This is a genomic window from Cytobacillus firmus (assembly GCF_023715565.1).
Taxonomy (GTDB): Bacteria; Bacillota; Bacilli; order Bacillales; family Cytobacillaceae; genus Cytobacillus; species Cytobacillus firmus_C.
In genome coordinates this window covers 43094-67197 of sequence record NZ_JAMBOJ010000015.1, presented here as the reverse complement: position 1 = coordinate 67197, position 24104 = coordinate 43094, and the positions used below count along the sequence as shown (strand labels likewise).

Genomic DNA, 24104 nt, shown 5'->3' with positions numbered 1-24104 from the left:
GAAAGGCCTTTGCCTTCCCCTTCAATTGATTAACGCTTCTTCACTGTTACTTTTGCTGACTTCCCGGTGCTGCATTATCTTTTGCATAGACGTACAGGATTTTCCCCGCTTTCTGATTGGCTATCTTTACAGAAAAGCTGCCTGATTTGGCGGCTTTAGTAAATTCCATTACTTTGCTGCCAGCTTTATCTTCGGCTGTCAAACTATATTACTCTACCCACCTTTAAATTAGTAGATTATGTATAGGAATATATTTATCTAATGAATATCGAAAAATGTGAAAAATTTTTTCTATAAAAAAATCCCCTTATTTAGGAGACTCTGAATATCCCTTCACTTTTTGGATATGATAGATTTAAATTTTCATTGAACCTCTGATAAAAACAAATTATATTTATTACATATTCAGGAAAATAGGAGGGCTTATTCTGAAAAAGTTGTTACCAGCCATCATTACACTATGCCTTTTAGCCTCACTGTCTCTTAGCCCGGCAGTTTCTGCGAAAACTGCCAAAATCAAGACATATAAAAATTGCACAGAGCTAAATAAGGACTATAAAGGCGGAGTAGCCAGGACTGCCAGCATTAAGAATAAAGGCGGAAAAACAAAATATAAACCATATGTATCTGCAAAACTTTACGATGCCAACAAGTCAAAAGACAGGGACAAGGACAAGATTGCCTGTGAAAGATAACAAAGAGGGAAGCAGCCAGCTGCTTCCCTTTTCTCTTTAAAACCGTTCTTTGTTTTTTTCAAAGACCTTCTTAACCTTTTCCACGACAACCTTTGAACCGCCTTTATCTTCAACGCCTTCCATCATCATCGCAATCAGCAGGTTAGGATCTCCGGGATTATAGGCAACAAACAAGCCATTTTCCTGTCCTTTTTCCTCTGCACTTCTTTTCAGCTCGGCAGTTCCTGTTTTACCGGCAAGCGGATAATCCTTCATATTCGCTGAGTGAGCTGTTCCGGAAGGTTCCTGAACCACTTTGGTAATAGCTGCTTCAACAGTATTGGCTGTTTCCTCACTGATAATATTTTCTTTCCACACCTGATTCTTTTCTTCTTCTCCCATTAATACTGGCTTTATAAGGGAGCCTTTATTTACAATCGGGGTATAGGCTGCTGCCAGATGCAGGATGCTCATCTCCACTTCTCCCTGTCCATAGCCTGAATCTGCCAGTTTGATTTCACTGTCCAGACCGCCAATCTGTGATGCCTCAATCGGGAATGGGAATGGAATCTCCTCTTCAAAGCCAAATTTCTTTAAGCCTGCAGAGAATTTCTCTTTTCCAAGATCAAGTGCTTCTTTAGCGAAATAAATGTTATCTGAGTACATCATTGCTTTTTCAAAATCAACAGGCCCGTTCGGGTCTTTAACACGCGTTACCTGATAGCTTCCCCATGATTTGCTCTTCTGCCATTTTAGGCCTTTCACTTTAATGGTTTCATCAAGTGTCAGTGTTCCTTCAGCAAGACCAACTGCCCCTGTGATTGGCTTCATCACAGACCCGGGAGCATAAGTTTGCTTGAATCGGTTCATGAGAGGCATATCTTTGTTCTCCTCAAGGGACTTCCATTCTTCTGCGGTAAAGCCCAGCGAAGCCTCATTCGGATCGAAGCTTGGACTGCTGACTAAAGCAAGCGTATCACCTGTTACCGGATTAATTGCTGCAGAAGTTCCAGGACTTCCCTTCAGTTCTTCATAAAGATGTTTTTGAAGAGTGATGTCAATCGTCAGCTCAATCGTTTCGCCATTTTTCACAGGTTTTTCTGCCAGTACAACTTCAGATCCATCTTTCTTTGTAATGCCAATTTTGACACCGTTTGTTCCCTTCAGCCGTTCTTCCAGGACTTGTTCTAATCCTCTTTTTCCAATGATATCAGTGGAGGAATATCCTTTTCCTTCGTTCTTCTTTAGTTCATCAGCTGTAATGGGGCCTACATAACCAACCAAATGAGCCGATGCCTCGCCGAATGGATAAACTCTTCCTTTAACATCCTGTTTCAAAACACCTTTTAAGGCAAACACTTTATCCAATGTCGCCTTGTCATCCGGGGACACTTTTTTAATCGGTACAAAGTATCCGGGCTGTACCCAGGCTGCATTCAAGCTCTTGTTAATCTGTTCTTCCGAGATGCCCAAGGCAGATGAGAGACCCTTAATTGTCTGCTCCTTTTGGCCTTCCATTTGCTCAGGGACAACACCAATTTCATATAAAGTTCCGTTCAATGCCAGCGGGTCACCTGTGCGGTCCACAATATCCCCGCGCTGTGCCGGAACGGTGCTGTAGCTAATTTTATCCTCAGGTCCAAGCTCCGGGAAAATATACGTTGAATCCCATGCAACAAACCAGTTCTCCTCATCCTCTTTTTCTTCCTTCACAAGGTTTGCTTCATGAGTGAACTCAATTTCCCCTGCTGCGCTATCCATAGAAGCTGAAAATGGAAGAGCAGCCTTTTCTTCTTTCTTATATTCTTTTTCCATATCTGGTTTATATGTAATCTTCAACTTGCTAATCTCTAAATCTTTATATACCTTCTCATAGCGCTCCACAAAGTCCTTCTTGCTGATAGACTTCTTGGTGCTCTCTGATAAAAACCCATACATTTCATCGAACTCTTGCTTATTCCAATGCTCAACGTATTGGGCAAAACGGTCTTGGGGCTTAACTTCTTTATTGCATCCGCTCAAACTTGCCAAGCATAGAATAGAAATAAGTAAAATCAACCATTTCTTCATGGAAATCCCTCCTTCCTACATTTTACCATTTATAATGGGAGTGATTCCAATACTAAACCATTTACCTAAATGAAATTCAGAACCTAATGTTAAGTCTGTGATTAATTTCCAACAGACAGATTTATCTGTCTGTTGCTGTTATTCAGCCAGCATGTTTTAAAATATCAAAACCCCAAGAAGAAGATTCTCTTCACAGAGCTTTACGGAAATTTCTTATACTCTTTTTCTATTGAAGCTGCAAGCAATGTCAGTAGATCTATGGCCTTTTCTTTAGCTGCACTATTTTTCACTTTATCAGCGGGATTTGGATACGCCTTGCAGCCTGGAGCTGGGGTTTTTCCTGAAACAGGGCTATTATCGGAACCTCCGTGCTCTTTAGAATCTTCTCCTGGATCTTTACCAGGGTCTACTGGGTCAAGGAGGACACCGCCACCAAGGAGGTTATAAGCTTACAGTCATTCAAACGTTCAAAGAAAAATATGGAAACTTTGATATCGCAGGATATCTTTGTGGGGAAAGAATAAGATGAATGGACGATTCTGTGGGATTATAATAAGTGAGAATAACAACGAGGCATTAAGCTAAGATCTAACCCCTAAACTCAATTACTTCTACAAAACTAATCAGTCTCGATTTGCTCTTTTTACTGTATGGCAGCTGTTCTTTTGGACACTTTAAATAGATTGTTGAGGCATTCTTTCTTTATTCTTTCGTGGCAGATGAAGTCATGGCGGATTTCTTTTTCCAGCTTTGATACGATATCTTTTATATGCTTTTCTTTATTTTTTATTTTTTTATTTCTAAGATACGTATCAATCTTTTGTTCAAAATATTCTACTGTTCCAAATAAGGGTCTCATAGATGCTCACCTCTTTCTTTGAATTTGTCTCTCATTAAAACCAATTCCCTTTAGAGCGGCTATTAAACCAGGAAAATTTCTACGCTAAACTTTTTTAAGTTTCGACATGGAATTCAGAAATTTCCCAGGAAAAGATTTTTTTCTGCAAGAATTTACAATAATATATAAATAACTCCTCTTCAGGATGTTGATTATTACATGTTCCCATTTACTTAAAAAGCGCTTCCTTTTAGGTGATTTTATAGTAGAAACTTTCAATCAAACGTTTGATTGAAATGCACCTGCCAGATGCTTAAGTGTAAAGCTACCCTATTAAGGGAACGGCTTTTAATTCCCCTATGCATTCCTAACCTTCAGGAAATAACCTTTTTCCACTCGATTATAGGCAACACTGTTAACTAGCGTATGGTATTTATATTTTGAGTAATAGATATTTATTTCCTTCAAATCTCTAAGTATAGTTTTTTCACTTACATCAAAACGTTCTGCTGCTTCTTTCTTTTTTATTATTTCCCCGCTATTCAACATTTCAAAAAGAGACAAAACACGTATTGTTTTTGCACTTGCTTGTTTAATCACCTCTTTTACTCCCTTCATCAATCATAGGAAAATAATAACATAAACATAGTTCTTTTGTTATATAATTAACCCTGTATTTGTCTTTTAAACCTTACTAATTTGTAAATCCTTTAACTACAGAAACCTTCTAAAGGACAAAGTACCATTAAGGACTGGCGATTATAGTTAAAAACCTTGCTGCAATAACAGCAAGGTTTCATTATATTTATAGGAGCTTCGCATGTTGCCATTATTTAAGATTTAAATCCGGCTCCAATTCTGCTTCAAAAATCCTCGGCCTAGGAAGCTTAACATGAACACTTTCTAAAGAATCGATCGTCCTATAAAAATTCTTGTTCCCTCTTTTTCCAATATAAACGTGTCTTCCATCGAAATGCTGGAACCATTTTTGTGTTTCCAAGGTTAATTGATCATGAACAAATTGATTAACTAAGTCGTAATCTTCACCTAATTCCCATTCACTTGCGCCGATATCGGAAATATATGCCCTTGCTGCAGGGTGAACAATATTTTTATAGCTGTGATCCTTAGCGAATCGATGCAGAAGGAATTCATAATGTGCTTCTGCAGTGTCTTCATAAAGTGGTACACCAAACCCTGAGGTCTGTTCAAGGAATGCAGTACGGGCAGCGGCATGACCGATGGTAATGCCAATTGTATTGCCGGCAGTGTTCCAGCCGCTGTAGGCAAGAATTTTAGTTAGATCAACTTTCTCTGTCAGATGGGTAATAAGCTGAGCATCTGCCCGATTAACCTCAATAACATCTCCGATTGCAACCTGCTTTCCGGTGTTAATAAGTTCATTCGTTCTGTTTACCAATTTTTCAACATCTTCAATTCTCTTATTTTTGTCACTTGAAGGAGTATTTAATAACAGGTGGATGTCTGCTTCCTTTTCATCTTCTGCAATTCTTCCCCCTGAAGCAGTAATATGCTTGATTACATTGTAGTCAAAGGTTGTGTCTTCAAATGGTGCAATCCAGTCCTTTCCGTGAATGCCGCCGTACTCAATATAAAATGTTGGCTCTGTATTAAATAGCTGCGCTACAAATCTGGCTACTAATACAACATCAACTTCATCGGCACCAGGGAATACGGAAACTTGATCTTCCAACCCATACTCTGTTACCTTTTCAACAAGAATCTCTCTTTCGGCGCGATGAAGGCCATGAGGAGCAGCATCATCCTGGGCCAGAATCAAATAATCAATTGAACCGCTGTTAACCCAATCAATTAATAGTTTATTAATTGAGTGATTTCTTGCTCTCGCATTTAGATAATCCTGCAGCACAGGTTCCGGTATTTCGGATTCTAATTTCTCTAATTCAGCTCGATATTCTTCCATTCCCAGGTTAATGACTTGATCATATAAGATTGCCCAGCTTCTGATTTGATCGTAGTATTTCAAGTATTCATCGCTAATGGCTGTTACGGCAAGCCGCTGAATGGTGTCATAAACATATACGGGCTTTTCAGGATAAAGCTCTTTAAGTTTTTTAATTACTTGTATGTCAGAGAGTGCATCCTCCTCGGATTTCACTCCAGTACGGGAAGCAATTAATCCCCCATACGCCAGCATACTGGCTGAAATCACAAACCCATCTGCCTCTTCAGCATTGTCCAATAGCCACTTGCTGATTTCTTCACCGTTTCCGGGTTCCGTGTAAAACCCGATCATATCTTTTGGCGGTGTTATGACTTCAACACCCGCTGTTTTTCCAACTTGCTGCGGAAAATAAAGATTAGCCGGGCGGTCATCCAATGGAACCAGTAGAATCTTAGCTAATCCAGCCTTCTTTTCTGCAGCCTCCATTTCACCTAGATTCCCAAATAACAGCAGGATAGCCATACATGCTGACAGCAAAGTTTTCCATCTACTCACGCATTCTCCTCCTCGTATAATCCAATAACATTATTTCTGGATGTGCCTCTTGATTACTGTAAAACTGCACCACTCTCTACTAATTTTTTGCGCAGCACGCCGGCATCAAGTTCTCTTGGAGCGATGCCTTTAGCCAATGATATAGCTGCTGCCGTACCCGCTGCCTGACCTGTTGCCATACAGCTTGGTGTGAGCCGGGTCGTAGCGAGTGCTTCATGGGTGGTGGAAATACATCTCCCTGCTACAAGCAAGTTGTCAACCCCTTTAGGAATAAGACATCTATAAGGAATTCCGTAGCTTCCATCCCCTTCAATATCATTTGCCTTAACGCCTTTCCCTGTCGGATCATGAATGTCTATTGGGTAGCCGCTTAAAGCGATCGTATCGTCATATTTCCTCCCTGCAATTACATCTTCAATGGTTAAGGAGTACTCTCCGGATATTCTCCTCGTTTCCCGAATACCAATCTGGGAACCAACCGCAGATATGGAGGCTTTCTCAAAACCAGGAATAGTTGTCTGCAGAAATTCTGCCATCATCATGACTTGTTTTCTTCCTTCTCTTTCACCCTTTGTTAAATCAAACACGTCTGTGCCATCGAGACCTTGGACCCTTGTACAGTTAACCAGGACCTCGTCTTCTTCAGGCCCAATAAAAAATAGCACTTGATCACGATTAATAGGAACTCCTGAAGCGTTCCATTCTTTGTAGAAGCCTTGTACACCCGTCAGAGGAAGATCATCTAATTCATTAATAGGCGTCTTCTTATAAAAATTTTCAGGATTCCTTTTCATGGCTTCTTTTACTTTCGAGACATCGACACCCCTCATACGGAATTTCATTGTAAGCGGCTGGGTTTTTTGATCATTTTCTCTTCCCTTTAAGCAGGGGGCGCCTGATAGGTATGCGATGTCAGCATCTCCGGTTGTATCAATAAATTGCTTGGCCCTAACTCGTATTGGACCCGATTTGGTTACCAGGCGGATGCTTTTAATCGTACCTCCATCCACTTCAACTGAATCTGCAAAACTATGAACAAGAACTTCCACTCCGGCTTCTTCAAGCATTTCTAATGCAAGAAGTTTATATTTCTCTGGATGGTATGGAGTGACAGTATTGGTGAAACCAACTGTATCCCGTAAATGCCCCGGAGAACCATCAATAGCCATGAGCCTTTCCACAATCTCCTGAGCAATCCCCTTAATAACCTGTCGTCCCGTTTCGGTATGAAAAGTCATCCATGGATAGACAAGTGCCACAGTCGACATGCCACCCAGAAAACCATACCTTTCAATAAGAAGTATCCTTGCTCCTTCTCTCCCGGCCGCAATGGCTGCATTAATTCCGGCGGGTCCCCCTCCTGCAATCACTACATCAAACTCCAGCTCATTTTTCAAAACGATCACGTCCCTTCAACAATCTATCAGTCTATTATTTTCCTCCTGTCATGCTCACACCTTCAATAAACTGCTTTTGAGCAAAGAAGAAGATAATTAATAATGGAACTGTTGCCATAACAGAGGCACTCATTAACAGTTCCCACTGTGTCCCCACCTCATCTGTAAATAAGGCTAATGCAAGCGGAAGCGTCATGAGCTCTTTCGAATTAATATAAATCAATGGTTCATAGAATTCATTCCAGCTTGTTAAGAAAGTAAATATGGTCAAGGTAGCAATCGCCGGTTTGGCAAGAGGAAGCATAATGCTCCAATAGATTCGGAAATAGGAGCACCCATCCAGCTTTGCAGCTTCTTCAAGCTCTTTCGGTACAAGGAGGAAGAATTGCCTCATGACAAATACCCCAAAGACTCCCGCTGGACCTAAGATTGGTATCCCTATCAGGGGGATATGAGTATCTATCAATCCCAAATCTCTCATTAATAGAAATAACGGGATCGTAATGACCTCGACAGGAATCATCATCGTGCTTAATAAGCATAGAAATAGAATGGAGCTTCCGCGAAAAGATAGCTTTGCAAACGCATAGCCGGCTAATGACCCAAAGAAAATGGTGCCAATCGTGACCAATACAGCAATATAAATACTATTGAAATAAAATAGGTGAAACGGAGTTTTCTCCAGTACATCCAAATAGTTCTGCCAGCGGAAGGGATCGGGTATCCACTGGAAAGTAAAAATCTTGGTCGAGTCTTTAAATGATGTATTTATCATCCATAAGAATGGCACGATCATAATGAGAGATACGAGGGTCAGTACTCCATAAAATATAACTTTTGTTCCAAAACTCTTCTTTCTTCTATTGTTCATGGAAGACCCACCTCTTTCTTAACACCCACTGAGCCAGGGTGAACACTAAAATGATTATAAATAGAATAATCGCAATGGCCGAAGCGTATCCGAAATCAAATAACTTAAAGGCTGTTTCCCAAATATAATAAACAAGAACCTTTGTATGATTCCCAGGCCCGCCCCCGGTCATGACATAAATCTGCCCAAACACCTTCATGGATCCAATCACTGTTAAGATAAGTGTTAAAAATACAGTTGGTGTTATCATTGGCAGCGTGACATACCAGAACTGTTTGCTTTTGTTGGCACCATCCAAATAAGAAGCTTCATAAAGTGTACGGGGCACTTGCTGTAAAGCGGCAAGGAAAAGTACCATATTCAAACCGACATTTTTCATGGCACTGACTACAATAACTGCCGCCATGGCAAGCTTCGGATCATACAGCCATGCCGGTCCCTCAATGCTGAACACACGGAGGATTTGATTAATGAACCCTTCATCGGTTGCGAACATATACTTCCAGATAATGGACCATACTACAATCGATGTCATGACTGGAATAAAGATGGCTGTCCGGAAAATCCCCATGCCGGGCAGGTTTCGGTGCAGAAGCAAAGCCAGCATAAGGGCCAAGATAATATTAACTGGCACCAAGCCGACTGAAAATATGAGCGTGTTCTTCAATACTGTCCCGAACTCAGGGTCTGAAGTTAAACGCTGGTAATTTTCCAATCCAATAAAGTTAGGATCGCCAAGCAGCTGCCAGTCTGTGAGACTCATATAAAAGGAGTATAGCAGCGGGCCTAGCATAACCACCAAGAAACCCAACACCATTGGACTCACAAACAAATAGCCGTAAAAGGCTTCACTTCCTATGAACTTTTTCCTGCGTCTTTTCTTTTCCAAAGAGAGTTGCGCAGAAGTATTCAAGTTTGCTTCCATTCTGCTCCCCCCTATATCTTGTCAATGGCATTCCTAAACTCTGCAACAGAGCTCTTAATACTTTCTGCTGTATGTCCGGTTACAATTGCCCCTAACATAATTCCTTTAACACCCGCTTGAGCAAGGAGTGAAATGTCAGCTGGCACCAATTTTCGCTGCGACGGAATAAGAAGTGGGACATCCACCTTCTCTGCTAAATATTTATAAGCAAGAATATCTTTAAATGTAAGAGGAGACCCATATTCCTCACCAGGCACAATCGATGCTTCAAGCGCAGTTATATCCAGAGACTTTAACTGCCCCATCTTCTCAATATCGTAATCTGATGAGATGGCAAAGGTTTTTTCCATACCGGCAAGCTTCATCATCCAGCTTGGCATGTGGTGAGCATAGATTGAAAAATAATTGAATCCAGCTTGAGAGAGCAGGTTCAATTCACTTTGTTTGATTTCCTCAAAAGAGCCACCAGGTACAATTCCAAGCGGACCGGTATATTCCGATCGTATTTGCCGGAATACTTCCATATAAGATTCTGTCGGGCGGAACATATTACCTGAAGCACGATGATTCACATTTACATGCATTTTCACAGCATCTGCACCTTCACTTAATGCAGCCTGTGCCAATTCGAGATTATTCTCAGGCAAGCTCACAATTAGCGTAACTTCTTTCTCACTAAGATAACTGCTTAAAGAAGAATTCATACTATCACCTCTTATGAATAGGCAAGCGGTTAAGCCTAATGAGGATTAACCGCCTGCTAAACAGTTTATTTCAAAATCGGATCGATTTTTTTATCCATTCCATCGAGAATTTCTTCTGGTTTCTTTAACTGTCCAAACAGTTCATCGAATCCGAATTGAATTGCGTTATCAATTTTCTGCCATTCCATATGGCCTTCCTGCAGTCTTGCATTGTCCATCTCATCAATAACAGCACGCTGAATACTTTCAGCCGGCGGATTGTTAGGCTGATTTACAAACTCATCAGAACTTAGGACAGACTCACGCGGCGGTACAAAGAAGGTAGATGAAGCCGTGATTCCCTCTTGACTCGTTAAAAACTTTAGGAGTTCCTTGGCTTCTTCAGGATGCTTGGACCCTGCAAACATCGTGTAGCCAGCCTGGCCCAGCATTGGGAATCTTCCCTCAGGGCCTTCCGGCAGAGGTGCGATATCCCATTTGAAATCTTTTACTTCGCGGGCACGTGATACATAGCTGTAGACATCAAAGAACATTCCAATTTTGCCGGATTCAAAGCTTACTTGTTCACCAGCTTTCGGATGAGACTTGTCTTTAAACATCATGCGATCGAGCATTTCCAGTGTTTCAACCCCTTGTGGGCTGTTCCACGTAAACTCAGTTGTTTCTTCATTAAATAGGCTTCCTCCGTTGCTCCACGTGTGTGAAAGCAATGCAATCCAAGTATTCCAGTCACGGAAGAAATTAGCTCCATATGTGCCGCTTGCTGAGATTGCTTTTGCGGATTTTTCAAATTGCTCCCAGTTCCATGTTCCAGCTTCCATATGTTCATTTGGTGTCTTTTCACCTGCTTTTACAAACAGGTCCTCGTTATAGAAAAGAACCATAGGAGGCGTTGAAAACGGGAGACCGTATAACTTTCCGTCCTTTTCAAACAGCTCTAAAGTAGATGGAAAGAAATCATCCATGTTATATTCTTTATCTTCTTTAAAAGAAGATACATCTTCTAAAATACCATTTTCTATAAATTGAGGGACCATCCGTTCAGCTGCCCAGCCGATATCAGGCAATTCTCTGCCCGCTGCTAAAACGGTTATTTTTTGCTGGTAATCCGGAAATGGCACACTCTCTAAATTCACCTTGATGTTAGGGTGGGTCTCATAGAATTTTTCAAGGAGCTTATTATACATCTCCTGATGAGCTTCGTTTCCCCATATCATAAAGGTAAGTTCTACTGGTTTATCATTCTTTTTCGAATCTCCGCCTGAGCTGGATGGTTCTGCTTTATTGCTGCAGGCAAATGTAAACGTTGTCATTAAGAAAATTAAAAAAATCACACCTAGCTTCTTCATCTTTTTCCCCCTCTCCTTTGACTCTAATTGTAGAAGGAATAACTCATTCAAAATATCCCTTTGTTCAAAGAAAAAGTATGATTTTAATAGTTGTTGGAATCTTAAGATAACTTTCTGTACTCTTTAGGTGTTACCCCGACTTCCTGTTTAAAAAGTGCCATAAAATGCTTGGGGCTCTTATAACCTGAGAGCTGAGCTACTTCATATACCTTTAAGTTGGTGTTCTTCAGCAGATTTTTCGCTCTTTTTAAACGTTCATCCGTTAAATAGTCTGTAAAAGTCTGATTTAATTCGGCTTTAAACAATTGCCCTATGTATTGGGGATGGAGAAACATATGATCAGCAATGTGTTTAAGTGTTACTTCCTGACCAATATGATCGTGAACGTACTGAAGAATTTTTTGAAACTGTCCGGATACATCTGTATAGGTCTCTTCTTTATCTTTAAAAATACTGGTAATTATAGTAGATAGCTCAACCCGATTAACCGGTTTAAGCAAGTAATCCGTAACACCATATTTAAGAGCTGCTCTTGCATATTCAAAATCACTGTGCCCGCTCAGGATAATAACGGGTACATTCTCAGAGACTTGCCTTACCTTTGAAATAAAGGCTAACCCATCCATTCCTCCCATACGTATATCCGTAACAATTAAATGCGGGATCTGCTGCCGAACCCGCATCAGGCCTTCCTCACCGCTTTTTGCTTCCCATACTTGAATCTCTCCGCTTATGGCCTCTAGTAATACCTTCAACCCTTGTCTAATAATTGATTCATCTTCAACCACTAATACGTTTTTCATCCCATTTTTCCTCCTCCCAATATAGCGGTAAAGAAACAGAGACAGAAAACCCTTTATGCTCTTCACTTTGGATATCCAAGCCGAAATCACTTCCATACAGCAGCTGAATCCGTTCATGTATATTCGGCAATGCCACACCATGATGTGATTCGTTGGAAAGGCTTGGTTTCCGAGCTGTAATAATTTGTTTTAATTCTCTTAATTCCTCTTTATCCATACCCGCTCCATTATCCGAAATGATTATTTTTAATTGTTCACCTATTTTAGAAGCCTGTATTTTTATCTTTCCCCCTGTATTGCGTAATCCGTGGACAATTGCATTTTCAATAATGGGCTGAAGGATTAGCTTGGGTATGACTGCATCCCTTAATGAATCTGGAATGTCCTCAATATAATGCAGTTTCTCTCCTATTCTTACTTTTTGAATGGTGATATAAGAGCTAACGAATGCCGCCTCTTCCTCTAGCCTGACAATTTTCGCTTTGTTGTCCACCGTATACCTGAGCAGCTTACCTAATGAAGCGACCATATCCGATACTTCAAAATTCCCCCTGGTAATCGCCAGCATATTAATAGACTCTAACGTGTTATAGAGGAAATGAGGATTCATCTGGCTTTGCAGAGCCCTAAGCTCCGCATCCTTCTCTCTCAGATTCGTTCGATAGACTTCGGTAACCAAACGGTCAATTTCACTAACCATTAAATTGAACCCTTTCCCAAGATCACCAATTTCGTCATTTGATTGAACCATTACCCGCTGGGAGAAATTCCCCTTTTTGACTCCCTCCATTGCTTCTCTCAGTCTATGAATGGAGCCAACAAGAGGCTTTGATAATATAAAACCTAAAATGAATGCTATTAAAATACCGGCCATAATCACAACGAGAAGTACTTTCCGAAGATAGTTCACTTCGCTAAAAATTTCAGATTTGGGTATGAGCATAACAATATTCAGTCCCGAGTACTCAGATTGATTATAAACCATCATATAATCTACACCTTCAATCGGGATATTGGTATAATTATTAACTTTTATATTTTCAATTTTGGGCAATATGCTGGGAGAAATATCATTTTCCTCACTGTTTGGATAAATGATTTCCTGTTGGTTGTTTACAATGAAAATTTGGCTCTTTGTCTTTGTATTCTTAACCATCTCCTGGATCAGCTCTTGCTTCAAATCTATTTTAATAATACCAAGCGGTGTTTGATCTGATGGATCCCTTATTAATCTAGCGACCGAAAAGACAGCTGTATCCTTATTTAAGTAATAGTTCGGATAATGCAGCGGAAGAATCACATGTTCACCATCTGCTTCTACTATTCTTTGAAGCCACTCGTTATTTTGTTCAAATACTTGAAGCATAATGGTATTGGAATCGAGATTACTGAATATATTCCCATCATTGGCCAGGATGTGTATACCACGAATTTCGTTTCTCATATGAACAAAACTCGAAATATATCGCCAGATTTTTATTCTCTCATTTGCTGGCGGAAAGGGGGCCGCTACCTCTGAAGCCTGGTGATTCTTTAATATATTTATTACTTCTTGATCATATAAAGGGGATAAAGAAATGATCTGCATTTCTTTAATATACCGGTCCAGATTCCGATTGATTTGATCAGCAAGCTGTATAGAATATTCTTCTGCGTTCCTTTGGCTTGCTCCGCCAAATTGATAGTAGATGATACTGCCAAGAATTGAGGCGGTCAGTAAGATTAAGAAGGAGAAAACCAGAATGAGCTTAATGCGGTAAGGAAGAGAGAGCAGCTTTGCTTTACAGGATTTTCTTATTGTTTTTAGATTCATGAAGATTCCCCTTTGTCTGGAACTTTTGCTCTATAGGGAGATGTTCTTCTTTTCTTTCATAAATCCTTCTTTCATTTTAAATGCAACTTTTGTCTTAGCCTTAAATAGAAAAGGACAGAAAAATTCTGCCCTTGAATGAAACTGTTCCTTATTATCAAGCCAAAAAAGAAAATATTAAGGTAAAATAAGTAAAATTTAGAAAAAAATCAAAAATACCCTAGTTTACTCTCGCGCTATTAGGTATAATATCATAGTAATTATTACTTATTTTTCCCGATGATAAGATGCTATTTTTAATTAAAAGTTTGGAGGTGAAATTATGGCTAAAGTAAAGTTGAAAAATCAAGGTGGAGTGGTGAAAGAATTAAAGGTCGGATTCTCGTGGACTACTTTCTTCTTCGGCGGCTGGGTCGCAATGTTTAGGGGGCAGTGGGGAGAAGTAGCAAAATGGTTCTTTTTAAATCCTATTACTCTTGGAATTTGGGGATTAGCACAGTGCTGGACTGCCAATAAAAAAACTGTAATCAGTTATATTGAAAAAGGATACGAGCCTGTTAGTGACAACGATAAAACATTATTGGTGCAGAAACAAATTGTTGCCTGATCCGCATTAATTGATTTCTATATTAATAGATTTACAGACAAAGGATTAATCCATACATATTGGCAATAAAATCCTATTCTTTGAATAGGATTTTTGCTATCTTACATAATAAAAATTCAACAAGATTCTAATAATACATTTTTCCTTTTTTGTGGAAAAAAGTTTAACTTATACCAATATTTTAGCTGGGTTATTTTTAAGCATAACGCAAAACAAAAAAAAGCGGGGATATCCCCCGCTTGTAAATCAATTTTAATGCTCTGACGGAATACCCGTTGTAGAAAATGCAGGACTATGTTCTGAAGGAATACCGGCTAACTCAATCGTTTTGCCAACACTATGTTCTGATGGAATGCCTGCCAACTCTACAGGTGTGACAACACTATGCTCTGATGGAATGCCTGCCTCCTGGTTCCCAGCAAAAGATGCTCCAGCTCCAATTACCCCTAATGCCAATGCTCCAGCTAAAACTAATTTTTTCATGACATTGACTCCTCTCTTATTCAAAATTTATTGAATTATTTTTATACTAACATTTATTGAGTAATTTTTCCATTTCGGATTCTACAATTTGGATAAATTTTTTATTATTTTGCAGTTTCAGTATATAAATAGCTTTTTGAAGAAACTCTACTCCGTTTTCTTTATCGCCTAGTTTTATATAATTCTCCCCAGTTTGATAATGTAAATTGGCAAACAGATATTGGATTTCTTCATGGATGCAAATATCAATTCCCTTTTGGCAATAAATGAGGGATTCCTGGAACTCCCCAATCTCTGTCAAGGCCTGGGATAACCCAAATAGGATCCTGACTTTCCCCCTGCTTTCAAGGATATGCGGCAGCTTTTCCAAATCATTAAGTGCCTTTTTGAACATCGAGATGGCTTCATGGTAATGGTTTTTATCTTTATATAAAATAGCGATACTTGCTAATATTTCGACTTCTCTTTCCGATAAGTTTACTCTTTTTTCGTTGGTAAGATCTAAGGCAGCATGCAATATCTGGATTGCTTTATCAAAATCCTTCTCAAGATAAAAAACACAGATTCCCTGATGCCAAATTAAGAATTGCTTCAGCATGACAGGCTGAAAAATGGGATTATCCAGTTCCTTTTGCACAATCTCGTATATGGCCTGATAATTCCAATTCCGCTTGTGCTTATTAATAATCTGCATAACAGCTGTAGAATAATTTATGGTGGATTTCGAGGCAATATTAAAGAAGTACGTAAGATCAATATTCATTTTATTTGCTAATTGGTTCAGTGTTTCCAGACTTGGATACGCTTTCTCTCTTTCAAAAGAAATAAGATCATCCTCAGAACATATGCCCTCTGCCAACTCCTTAACACTTAACCCTTTATACTGACGAAAAGATTGTAAGCTGTCGCCAATTAAATACTCACTTAAATTCATCAGCTTTCCCTCACTTAGTATGATTAATAGTATTACTTTACCACAAAAAGTATAATAAAGTTTTAATAAAGATTCAGGCGTGTACAGGAACAGAATCAGTTTCAGGCGATGCATTGGATGTTCCAATATATATATTCGATAGTTCCAGCAAATATCCTTTTATTTATAAAAAATTTGTAATCACTTTTTCCTAAAATCAGATTCTTTACTGCCATTCATTCAGCAGTAATTTACGCAAAATAAAAACCCTGCTAAAAAGAGGGTTAATCTAACATTATTAGTCTATTTAATGGTTTCTGCGTTTAATTACCCACTAATTTTCTTAAGTCATTTTCAATCTCTGATAGAAGCTTATTAACGCTCATTTCTTTTTCGCCAACACCAATTTCATATACCTTTGTAAGCATCTCCAAAAAAAGTGCATTTATTGTCTTATGATCTTCATTATCCAGCAACTTTGTAACTCCTCCTATTTTCCTATTCATTCCTATGACATTATTCTATTTCCTTTTTGGTTATTTGACAATATTTTTCCAATAAAAAAGAACCGCCTCCTGCTATGGAAAGCGGCTAAAATTGGAGATTTAAAAGGATGTTCCATTCGTGCAAATAGGGTTATTGCCTGATGCACTTCCTATTTTTATTAAAGCATTATTACGGAATCTATGCTTTCTTGATTATTTATCGTTTTCCATTGGTTTCAAAGTGAATCCTCTTGTTTATAAAGATTTTTAATAGTAAATATAACTATAAGAATATTTTTTCAGGAGGATTTCAATTGGACTTTTCTGCTATAGGTAAAAAAATACGAGAGCTGAGAAAATCAGCAGGCCTTTCTCAAAAGGATCTTGCTAAGGATATATGTACTCAGGCGCAAATAAGCAAAATTGAAAAAGGGGATGTCCTCCCTTTGGCGTCTACTTTATATTTCATCTCTCAAAAGCTAGGGGTTGATATTAATTATTTTTTCGAGCATGGAACAACACCGAGGCTTGATTATATACAGGAAGTTAATAACCAGCTTAGGATAGCGAGGCGCAGACTTGATTACCCCCTCATAAAAGAGATTGTGGAAACGGAAGAACGGAATCCGCTTTTTACATCCAATAAGAGAAATTACCAGATCCTTCTCTGGCATAAAGGGATTTACAAATATCATGTCGATCAACTGCTTGAAGAAGCTCTTCTATATATGGATAGAGCCATCGATTTGACACTCGAGAAAGTGTGGAGTGAAAAGGAAATTGAGATTTTGAACAGTAAAGGAATTCTACTATATGAAGTTGGGAGATACAAGGAGGCTATTGATGTATTCCTTCATGCCTTAAATCATTTAGGAGGGATCATTTATTTAAATGATGAAACAGTCCGCATCAGGCTCCTTTATAACACGGCCAAAGCCTATACAGATATTAAGAACTATGACCACTCTACAAAGCTCTGTCATGAGGCAATTGAAAGCTGTTTAGAAAAGGATCAGTTATTTCTATTGGGCCATCTCCATTATCATGTTGGCTATAATTATGAGCTCAAAGAACAGTTTATTTTAGCTAAAAAGTATATGGAGGAAGCTCTTGATATTTTTCGGTTGCAGCGGGATGAACGATATAATGACTTTATTCGCGAGAAAATTACATTCTTTGACAAAATTCTCTAATAGTCATCACGACATAAGTCGACAGTCCCTTATTATTGTAAAATAATAGTTAGTTTTTTGTATATTCATGTAAAAATATGATCTTTTTGGACGATATATATGATAAAATAGTACGAAAATACGTCCAAGGAGTGATTCGGAAAAGTGAAAAAACAGATGGTTACAATTGCTGCTGCAGCAATGCTTTCTTCTGCCTTTGCCTCTCAGGCTTCCGCCGATACATACACAGTAAAAAAAGGGGATACCCTGTTTCATCTGGCTATTAAATACAAAACGACTGTTACAGATATTAAAAAAATCAATAACTTAAATTCCGATTTTCTATCAATCAATCAAAAACTTGAAATACCAGGGGCAGCAGCAGAGAAGCCTGCAGCCAATCAGCCTTCAGGCAGCACCACAGCACCTGCTAATACAGCAAAAACCTATACCGTTAAAAGCGGGGATACTCTATCTAAAATTGCCTTGAATCATAATATAAGTTTAAAAGATTTAATGAGCTGGAATGGCCTTAGCACACATTTGATCTATCCTGGACAAGTCTTTAAGGTTTCAAATTCTGCTGGAAACACTTCGGGAGATACTCAAGGCCAGACAGGTTCCACTCCAGCACCTTCCAATGACAGCAGTCCAGAGGTATATACAGTTAAAAGCGGGGATACGCTAAGCGCCATTGCTGCTAGATATAAGACTACTGTTCAACAGATTAAAACATGGAATAAATTAAGCTCTGATTTAATCTTGATTGGACAAAAGCTTAACTTAAGTGCAAGCAAGGATTCAAATGAATCTGTTTCCAGCAGTAAGCCAGGAAATAATGAGCAGACAAGCGGAGCTGCAGCATCGGTTTTGGCTGAAGCCCAAAAGCATGTTGGTGTTCCTTACCTATGGGGCGGCCAAACTCCTTCAGGTTTTGACTGCAGCGGGTTCATTTATTATGTCTTAAAGCAGACAGGCTCTAATATGGCACGCTACTCTTCTGAAGGATACTACAGCCGTTCTTTTTACGTGAATACGCCACAGCCTGGCGATTTAGTATTTTTTGAGAATACATATAAGCAAGGCATTTCACACTTAGGCTTCTATGTTGGAAATAATAAATTTATTCATGCCGGCTCATCAGGCGTTGAAATCTCCAGTCTGGATAATTCGTATTGGAAGCAACATTTTGATGGATTTAAGAGATTTTACTAGGACACCTATTTACAGGTGTCTTTTTTTCATATTTTGGAAGGAATATACATATATCTCGAAGAATACTATATAAGTAGCGGGGTCTAAAGGAGGAGCTCAAATGGAGATCGTAGGCATTATTACATTTTTGTCCTTATCTTTATTATTGATGAGTCTTCTTTTAATTTATTCCAAATTCCATCATCAGACGCCGGGCAAGCTGGCTGGGATTATCCTATTTTTCCTTTTGACTGCCTTACCCCTTGTTTATATTGTCAATACCGAACAAAGCATGAATTATGCGAGCAACTACTTTACACTTGGCTCTGCCTTTATGTTTGTGTGGGTGGTTACCACTGTACTCCTGCTTTTTGGCATCCTTTTCAGGTTTCGGTCCGGCGAGGAAGATTCTTTTTATTAGACATAAACAGACCCAGCAGCTCTATGTGCTGCTGGGTTTCTATCTGGAAAGAAAACCTCTTGATGCGTATTTCAGCATGTCTTTCTTTCTTAACTCTGTAAAGTTTTTCTTTTTTAGCTTTGACACTTCAAATGGTGTGATGAATGGAAATCCGCTTTTGAGAAATGGCGGCCGGTCGAGAAGAACCAGTTCCCCTTTCACCACCCCTTCTTTCACTTCCTGGGTCTTTCCAATTTTCAGCCCTGTTTCTATTGTCCTTCTTTCCAGCTTTCCGTTTTGCTGAATTGCATATGTATACGCCCCTTTTTTCACCATCTTTACCGCTTGGACCGGGACCGTCAGGGTATTCTCCACTTCATTCGTTACAATCCGCAAATCGACGTGCTCTCCATGAAAGCTTTCGAATTCCGGTGCTTCGTTCATAGCAATCGTAAACTCATAGCGGCTTTCAGTTTCCGCATGTGGTTCTGATGTTGGATAGTTCAAGATTTTTTCAAGGGTTCCGTCTATTTTTTTGTTGCTGCCTTTTGGGATGATATATACTTTCATTCCCTCTGTAGCTTTATGAATTTCCTGCTCGGTAAAAACCCCTTCGACCTTTTGCTCGTTTGAGATTATGGTTACAACCGGATTTGTGAGGTCATTCTTAATGCTTTTGACTGTTCCCGCTATTTCACTTTCAACTGTTAAATTGGACAGGCTTTCATCGGCAGCATAAATCATATCATCATACTTTTGGATTTCACTTTCAAGTCTGCTGATCTGCAGCTCCTTTTCTGCGATATCGCGTTCAATCGTTTGAATCATATATGCGTTTAGATTGGGTTCATCTTCTTCTGCAGGCGTTAGATCAAGCGTTCTCTTCGTGCTTTCCAAATCTCTGATATGACTTTCTATGCTAATTTGTTCACGTTCCAGTTTTTCTTTTTCTATCTGAAAATTTTCCTTCGTCACGGCTATGTCATCCGGTGAGTATTCGAATAAGCCTGTCCCCGGCTGGACCTCGTCCCCCTTTTCTACTAGAAAGGACTTAAACGTGCCTGTAGTATTTTCATAGTATAAGTGCTGCTCTTCCTTTGGAGCCATAACACCTTTGGCCGGCATAGTTTCAAGAAGATCCTGCTTTTTCACAGCAGACCATTCATCAATATAATAGGTTCTGCTGATCTTATCGCTTTTCCAAAAAATCAGAGCAATATTGCAAGCCAGGAATAGGGCCACACCAACAATCAGCAATCTCACTTTCCACGTCATAGAAGATCCCTCACTTAAATTAACTTTTCCAATTGAATGGATGAGAGTAAAGCTGAAACAATCACGAAAAACAGATGCGTTCCGATCAGCATGAATATAAGAAAACGAGGGCTTCTTTCGGAAACGGCTCGTAAATACTTATATTGCAGGACAACTGTCCAAATTTTGAAAAGTGTAATGGCAGAAAACGTATAGACCAACAAATCTGGAAGTGAGGCAGCCTGAGCCATAATGCCAAGTGAAAATATGGATGATTCATTGTTTAGTCCGAGAAAAAGAAAGAGTGGAATGTTTATTGCTTTTTCTATTAGAAGAATTAGCATAACCATCAGCTGAATGCTGATCAATTTTTGATATTCAACGTCTACCAATGTCCAAAATAACAGAGATGGCAGAAAAATGATTATGGCCGCATAGATGATACTATAAACGACTTGTCCGCCGCCAAAGAACAGCTTGTATAGTTCATACTCACTTCTGGACATATCCGTCAGGCTTTTTGATGCCTGCTCACTTCCAATGCCAAAATAAGCACTAAGTCCAAATACCAGTGCACTCATCAGCATGATCAGCAGAATCTGCTTCCATAACCCTGATAGTCTCTCCTCTTTTCTCAGCTGATGTGAGATCATATAAGGTTCCTTTAACCCTCTAAGCAGCGGTACCCGATAGCCCATAAAGTATCCCCCAATAAAATATCTATTATTCTTTTATTTTAACTTAAAATCAAAATATTGGGAAATAGGTAGAATTGTGGAGAAACGGGTCCAATAACGGATCAATTTATAGCAAAATACCTTCAAGTGCACATCTTTCCTGATAGTTAGTCCTTATTCTACAAAAGTAAGTGTCGGAATTTGCAAAAACTTTTGTTGTTTCAAGTGACCAGAAAGGCGGTATAGTTAAGTAAGAATTTTACAACTATGTCCTTGTCACGAGAGAATTAAAAATCGAGGAGGGCTTACTAATGAAAATAAAAGCTGGAAACTGGACAATGCTGAGTGAGCAGGAGAAATTATTTATTTTGGAAGCTGTCAGCTTTTTTCAGTCTAGAACAAAGAAGAAGTTATAAAATTTATGGGAATCTGTATCTTACAAATTAATAGCAGTTAAAACGGCACCTTTGTATTTGAATACGAAAGGTGCCTAAATTTTTGTGGCTTAGCCGGCTCCACACTCCACATCACTGCTAGAGCCAATTCAATACATAAACATAAATAAAGGCCAGCGCCGTTACAGAAAGAAAGTATGCCCCATTCCATCTGAATGCAACGGTCAGCCCGTTTTTTTGAACACATTGGCTGATGATGATATTCATGGCATTTAGTGGTGAAATGGAAGAAGAGAGCATCCAGGTGAAAATGCACATAAATGCCACACTGACTACCGTAATGTCAGGCATTTCCGCAAAGTTCAGCGAGGTTAGGATCAGCGGGATGACTATGATTTGATGGACTCCAAGAAAGGCCATACACGTTACAAAAAGAATGATGAAGGAGAATAAAATTCCGATAGACTGCTGTGCTGACCAATGCATGGACCGCTCCAGCAGCTGTTTTACTGGTGTATGTGAGACTGCGTTGCCAAATAGGCCCGCGCTTAAAAAGAGGCAAATCTCCATCTTCTGTGCGAGTATTTTACTCTTATATAGAGAAATCTCTTCCTTTACAGCCTTCTTTTGATTCCGCAGGATCATCCAGCATGCCGGCACAATACAACAGACGATACTTACCAGTAAAAGCATCGACTTTTGAGTAACCTGCTCCATAACGATCAACAGGAGCACCAGCCCAAAAACAAAGCCCGCAAGAGTATACAAATCCCTTTTTACAGGCATTGAGTCTCCCTCTTCTCTCTCCAGTGCCGCCGCTGTCTCCACAACCCCAGCCGGACGGAACAGTATCATCCCCACAGCCATCTGCAAAACGGCAAAAACTACACCAAACGCTACATAAGAAAGATACGTGATGTCTAAGTAAAATAACACAATGCCTACTGAAGCAAAGAATGGCGACCATATAATAGCCGGTGTAAATCCTACATAGTAAGACCTTGATAATAACCTGGATGGAATTTTGATATTTTCCACAAAGCCGTGTACAATCCTTAAGGCTCCCATGTTCAAGATGGGAGCCAGAGTCAGCATAAATGAACTTATGCCATAAAAAGTATGGGAGGGGCTGTTCTTCAGCTCATTTAAATACGCAATCACTGTGTCAATAATTCCTTCCCTTCTTAAGGGAATAGACAGAAGCGGTGCCAGAATGAGAATAGCCAGCAGAGCCATGTTCTGAGTTATGCCCTCGATCAGGAGCATGCCCCTGTCTCCGACTGCATAATGAATGCTGATCCCCGCAGAGAATAGGCCCAGTGTAAATATCCTGCCCTTCCTATCCAACAAAGGCATTATGGTGAAAAATACCGCTGCAGCGGCCATATTGAAAATGAAGCTAATGTACATATGGGGTACAAATGCCTCAAGTATATAAAGAAAACACATGCTTAATACGAGAGAAAACCGTATCATAGGAACCCTTCTCTCTATTAGTTAACTCCACTGGAAGGACTTTTAACCGTAACCGGAGCATGACTGCTTAAAAGATTCAAAAATTCATTGCCAAGCTGATCCGTTGAAGCTTTTCCGCCAAGATCCGGAGTTAGTGCACTCTTATGCTGAAGCAGTTCTTTCATCGTTTTCAGGATGGCGTTTCCCCAAGCCGGTTCACCAAAATGATCCATCATCTGGCTTACGGACCAAATGGCAGCAAGAGGGTTGGCAAGACCTTTCCCGGCAATGTCCGGTGCGGATCCGTGAATAGGCTCAAACATGGATGGAAACTCCCTTTCAGGATTGATATTCGCTCCCGCAGCCAGTCCGAGTCCACCTGTAATCGCAGCCCCAAGATCGGTTAGAATATCCCCGAATAAATTAGAGGTAACGACAACCTCAAATCTTTCCGGCTGCTGTACAAAGTAGAGGCTTGCTGCATCCACCAAATAGGAGTAAGTTTTGACATCCGGATATTCTTTCCCTACTTCAATGAACACCTCATCCCAGAACACCATGGAATAATTCAGTGCATTTGCTTTACTGATGCTTGTTAAGGTCTTTTTCTGTTTGCGGGCTTCTTCATATGCGTAGCGAATAATGCGTTCTGTTCCTTTCCTTGAAAACACACCGGTCTGCAGGACGACTTCCTCAGGCTTTCCTTTAAATAGCCAATCTCCTGCCCCGGCGTACTCCCCTTCACTATTCTCCCGTATCACCAAAAAGTCGATCTCTTTTTCCCCTTTGTTTTTAAGCGGTGTCAGCTCCGGGTGCAGAAGTTTAATAGGACGAATGTTTACATACTGATCAAACTCCTTCCGGATCTTCAAAAGCAGGTCCCACAGTGAAATATGGTCAGGCACACCAGGATAGCCTACTGCTCCTAAATAGATGGCATCAAATTCTTTTAATTTTTCAATCCCGTCATCAGCCATCATCTTTCCGTTATCCAAATAATACTCGCAGCCCCATGGGAACTCCGTAAACGAGAAGGATAGACCGGGATCCAGTTCCTCAATTTTTTTTAACACTTTTACTCCTTCTGCCACAACCTCCGGACCTATTCCATCCCCAGGGATCAGGGCAATTTTCCAATGCTTCATC

General features: G+C 39.7%; 24 protein-coding genes. 5 read left to right on the top strand and 19 right to left on the bottom strand.

The annotated features are described in order from the left end of the window. Window positions 1-46: 46 nt before the first annotated feature. Window positions 47-202, bottom strand: a complete 156-nt coding sequence (locus M3205_RS08145) for a hypothetical protein (RefSeq protein WP_251169446.1) — start codon at window positions 200-202, stop codon at window positions 47-49. A 250-nt stretch (window positions 203-452) separates the two neighbouring features. Here M3205_RS08145 and M3205_RS08140 point away from each other — a divergent pair, with 250 nt between their 5' ends. Next, complete coding sequence (locus M3205_RS08140) at window positions 453-695, top strand: excalibur calcium-binding domain-containing protein (RefSeq protein WP_251169462.1); 243 nt, start codon at window positions 453-455, stop codon at window positions 693-695. 36 nt (window positions 696-731) lie between these two features. On the opposite strand, the gene M3205_RS08135 is transcribed toward M3205_RS08140, so the two are convergent. The 11 genes from M3205_RS08135 to M3205_RS08085 all read right to left on the bottom strand — a co-directional run bounded on the left by M3205_RS08135 (window position 732) and on the right by M3205_RS08085 (window position 13926). Then, complete coding sequence (locus M3205_RS08135; RefSeq protein WP_251169445.1) at window positions 732-2744, bottom strand: penicillin-binding transpeptidase domain-containing protein; 2013 nt, start codon at window positions 2742-2744, stop codon at window positions 732-734. Between the two features lie 643 nt (window positions 2745-3387). Then, the gene (locus M3205_RS08130) at window positions 3388-3603 is read right to left on the bottom strand and encodes a hypothetical protein (RefSeq protein WP_159863059.1); all 216 of its coding nucleotides are present in this window, start codon (window positions 3601-3603) and stop codon (window positions 3388-3390) included. Window positions 3604-3939: 336 nt separating this feature from the next. Further along, window positions 3940-4182 (bottom strand): DeoR family transcriptional regulator, encoded by a 243-nt coding sequence (locus M3205_RS08125; protein ID WP_159863060.1) that lies wholly within the window; start codon window positions 4180-4182, stop codon window positions 3940-3942. Window positions 4183-4411: 229 nt separating this feature from the next. Continuing rightward, complete coding sequence (locus tag M3205_RS08120; RefSeq protein ID WP_251169444.1) at window positions 4412-6064, bottom strand: DUF4127 family protein; 1653 nt, start codon at window positions 6062-6064, stop codon at window positions 4412-4414. Between the two features lie 53 nt (window positions 6065-6117). Further along, window positions 6118-7461 carry an FAD-dependent oxidoreductase gene (locus M3205_RS08115; protein ID WP_159863062.1) on the bottom strand — a complete coding sequence of 448 codons (1344 nt, stop codon included), beginning with the start codon at window positions 7459-7461 and terminating at the stop codon, window positions 6118-6120. Window positions 7462-7495: 34 nt separating this feature from the next. Further along, window positions 7496-8332, bottom strand: coding sequence for a carbohydrate ABC transporter permease (locus tag M3205_RS08110; RefSeq protein ID WP_159863063.1), 837 nt, complete (start codon window positions 8330-8332; stop codon window positions 7496-7498). Next, complete coding sequence (locus M3205_RS08105) at window positions 8322-9257, bottom strand: carbohydrate ABC transporter permease (protein ID WP_396105379.1); 936 nt, start codon at window positions 9255-9257, stop codon at window positions 8322-8324. Before M3205_RS08105 ends, M3205_RS08110 begins: the two co-directional genes overlap by 11 nt. 11 nt (window positions 9258-9268) lie before the next feature. Continuing rightward, entirely contained in the window at window positions 9269-9961 is a 693-nt protein-coding gene (locus M3205_RS08100; RefSeq protein ID WP_159863065.1) for a hypothetical protein, read from the bottom strand. A gap of 65 nt (window positions 9962-10026) precedes the next feature. Next, complete coding sequence (locus M3205_RS08095; RefSeq protein WP_159863066.1) at window positions 10027-11310, bottom strand: ABC transporter substrate-binding protein; 1284 nt, start codon at window positions 11308-11310, stop codon at window positions 10027-10029. 101 nt (window positions 11311-11411) lie between these two features. Continuing rightward, window positions 11412-12113, bottom strand: a complete 702-nt coding sequence (locus tag M3205_RS08090) for a response regulator transcription factor (RefSeq protein WP_159863067.1) — start codon at window positions 12111-12113, stop codon at window positions 11412-11414. Next, window positions 12091-13926: a sensor histidine kinase gene (locus tag M3205_RS08085; RefSeq protein ID WP_159863068.1), complete on the bottom strand. Its 1836-nt coding sequence runs from the start codon at window positions 13924-13926 to the stop codon at window positions 12091-12093. Before M3205_RS08085 ends, M3205_RS08090 begins: the two co-directional genes overlap by 23 nt. A gap of 319 nt (window positions 13927-14245) precedes the next feature. On the opposite strand from M3205_RS08085, the gene M3205_RS08080 reads away from it, so the two are divergent. After that, window positions 14246-14530, top strand: coding sequence for a hypothetical protein (locus tag M3205_RS08080; protein WP_159863069.1), 285 nt, complete (start codon window positions 14246-14248; stop codon window positions 14528-14530). Between the two features lie 252 nt (window positions 14531-14782). Here M3205_RS08080 and M3205_RS08075 read toward each other — a convergent pair whose 3' ends face one another. The 3 genes from M3205_RS08075 to M3205_RS08065 form a co-directional block, all read right to left on the bottom strand. Beyond that, window positions 14783-15013 (bottom strand): hypothetical protein, encoded by a 231-nt coding sequence (locus M3205_RS08075; protein ID WP_159863070.1) that lies wholly within the window; start codon window positions 15011-15013, stop codon window positions 14783-14785. Between the two features lie 46 nt (window positions 15014-15059). Beyond that, window positions 15060-15947 carry a helix-turn-helix domain-containing protein gene (locus M3205_RS08070; protein WP_159863071.1) on the bottom strand — a complete coding sequence of 296 codons (888 nt, stop codon included), beginning with the start codon at window positions 15945-15947 and terminating at the stop codon, window positions 15060-15062. 302 nt (window positions 15948-16249) lie between these two features. After that, window positions 16250-16402 (bottom strand): hypothetical protein, encoded by a 153-nt coding sequence (locus M3205_RS08065; RefSeq protein ID WP_159863072.1) that lies wholly within the window; start codon window positions 16400-16402, stop codon window positions 16250-16252. A 323-nt stretch (window positions 16403-16725) separates the two neighbouring features. On the opposite strand from M3205_RS08065, the gene M3205_RS08060 reads away from it, so the two are divergent. The 3 genes from M3205_RS08060 (at window position 16726) to M3205_RS08050 (ending at window position 19198) form a co-directional block, all read left to right on the top strand. Further along, on the top strand, window positions 16726-17604 hold the full coding sequence (locus tag M3205_RS08060) for a helix-turn-helix domain-containing protein (protein ID WP_159863073.1): 879 nt from the start codon (window positions 16726-16728) through the stop codon (window positions 17602-17604). 144 nt (window positions 17605-17748) lie between these two features. Further along, complete coding sequence (locus M3205_RS08055) at window positions 17749-18798, top strand: C40 family peptidase (protein ID WP_251169443.1); 1050 nt, start codon at window positions 17749-17751, stop codon at window positions 18796-18798. A gap of 100 nt (window positions 18799-18898) precedes the next feature. After that, window positions 18899-19198 carry a hypothetical protein gene (locus M3205_RS08050; RefSeq protein ID WP_159863075.1) on the top strand — a complete coding sequence of 100 codons (300 nt, stop codon included), beginning with the start codon at window positions 18899-18901 and terminating at the stop codon, window positions 19196-19198. Window positions 19199-19237: 39 nt separating this feature from the next. Here the strand turns inward: M3205_RS08050 and M3205_RS08045 are convergent, their stop codons facing one another. The 4 genes from M3205_RS08045 to M3205_RS08030 form a co-directional block, all read right to left on the bottom strand. Continuing rightward, window positions 19238-20452, bottom strand: coding sequence for an efflux RND transporter periplasmic adaptor subunit (locus M3205_RS08045; protein ID WP_159863076.1), 1215 nt, complete (start codon window positions 20450-20452; stop codon window positions 19238-19240). Between the two features lie 14 nt (window positions 20453-20466). Further along, the gene (locus M3205_RS08040; protein WP_159863077.1) at window positions 20467-21129 is read right to left on the bottom strand and encodes a hypothetical protein; all 663 of its coding nucleotides are present in this window, start codon (window positions 21127-21129) and stop codon (window positions 20467-20469) included. A gap of 512 nt (window positions 21130-21641) precedes the next feature. Beyond that, entirely contained in the window at window positions 21642-22859 is a 1218-nt protein-coding gene (locus M3205_RS08035; protein ID WP_251169442.1) for a hypothetical protein, read from the bottom strand. Window positions 22860-22996: 137 nt separating this feature from the next. Then, complete coding sequence (locus tag M3205_RS08030; protein WP_159863079.1) at window positions 22997-24103, bottom strand: tartrate dehydrogenase; 1107 nt, start codon at window positions 24101-24103, stop codon at window positions 22997-22999. Between the last annotated feature and the right edge of the window lies 1 nt (window position 24104).

Bases quoted from the DNA above. Each gene is read 5' to 3' on its own strand.
- M3205_RS08095 (WP_159863066.1), bottom strand. From the start codon at position 11,310: ATGAAGAAGCTAGGTGTGATTTTTTTAATTTTCTTAATGACAACGTTT.
- M3205_RS08030 (WP_159863079.1), bottom strand. From the start codon at position 24,103: ATGAAGCATTGGAAAATTGCCCTGATCCCTGGGGATGGAATAGGTCCG.
- M3205_RS08090 (WP_159863067.1), bottom strand. From the start codon at position 12,113: ATGAAAAACGTATTAGTGGTTGAAGATGAATCAATTATTAGACAAGGG.
- M3205_RS08040 (WP_159863077.1), bottom strand. From the start codon at position 21,129: ATGGGCTATCGGGTACCGCTGCTTAGAGGGTTAAAGGAACCTTATATG.
- M3205_RS08080 (WP_159863069.1), top strand. From the start codon at position 14,246: ATGGCTAAAGTAAAGTTGAAAAATCAAGGTGGAGTGGTGAAAGAATTA.
- M3205_RS08070 (WP_159863071.1), bottom strand. From the start codon at position 15,947: ATGAATTTAAGTGAGTATTTAATTGGCGACAGCTTACAATCTTTTCGT.
- M3205_RS08045 (WP_159863076.1), bottom strand. From the start codon at position 20,452: ATGACGTGGAAAGTGAGATTGCTGATTGTTGGTGTGGCCCTATTCCTG.
- M3205_RS08075 (WP_159863070.1), bottom strand. From the start codon at position 15,013: ATGAAAAAATTAGTTTTAGCTGGAGCATTGGCATTAGGGGTAATTGGA.
- M3205_RS08100 (WP_159863065.1), bottom strand. From the start codon at position 9,961: ATGAATTCTTCTTTAAGCAGTTATCTTAGTGAGAAAGAAGTTACGCTA.
- M3205_RS08105 (WP_396105379.1), bottom strand. From the start codon at position 9,257: ATGGAAGCAAACTTGAATACTTCTGCGCAACTCTCTTTGGAAAAGAAA.
- M3205_RS08050 (WP_159863075.1), top strand. From the start codon at position 18,899: ATGGAGATCGTAGGCATTATTACATTTTTGTCCTTATCTTTATTATTG.
- M3205_RS08110 (WP_159863063.1), bottom strand. From the start codon at position 8,332: ATGAACAATAGAAGAAAGAAGAGTTTTGGAACAAAAGTTATATTTTAT.
- M3205_RS08135 (WP_251169445.1), bottom strand. From the start codon at position 2,744: ATGAAGAAATGGTTGATTTTACTTATTTCTATTCTATGCTTGGCAAGT.
- M3205_RS08130 (WP_159863059.1), bottom strand. From the start codon at position 3,603: ATGAGACCCTTATTTGGAACAGTAGAATATTTTGAACAAAAGATTGAT.
- M3205_RS08035 (WP_251169442.1), bottom strand. From the start codon at position 22,859: ATGCCTTTGTTGGATAGGAAGGGCAGGATATTTACACTGGGCCTATTC.
- M3205_RS08085 (WP_159863068.1), bottom strand. From the start codon at position 13,926: ATGAATCTAAAAACAATAAGAAAATCCTGTAAAGCAAAGCTGCTCTCT.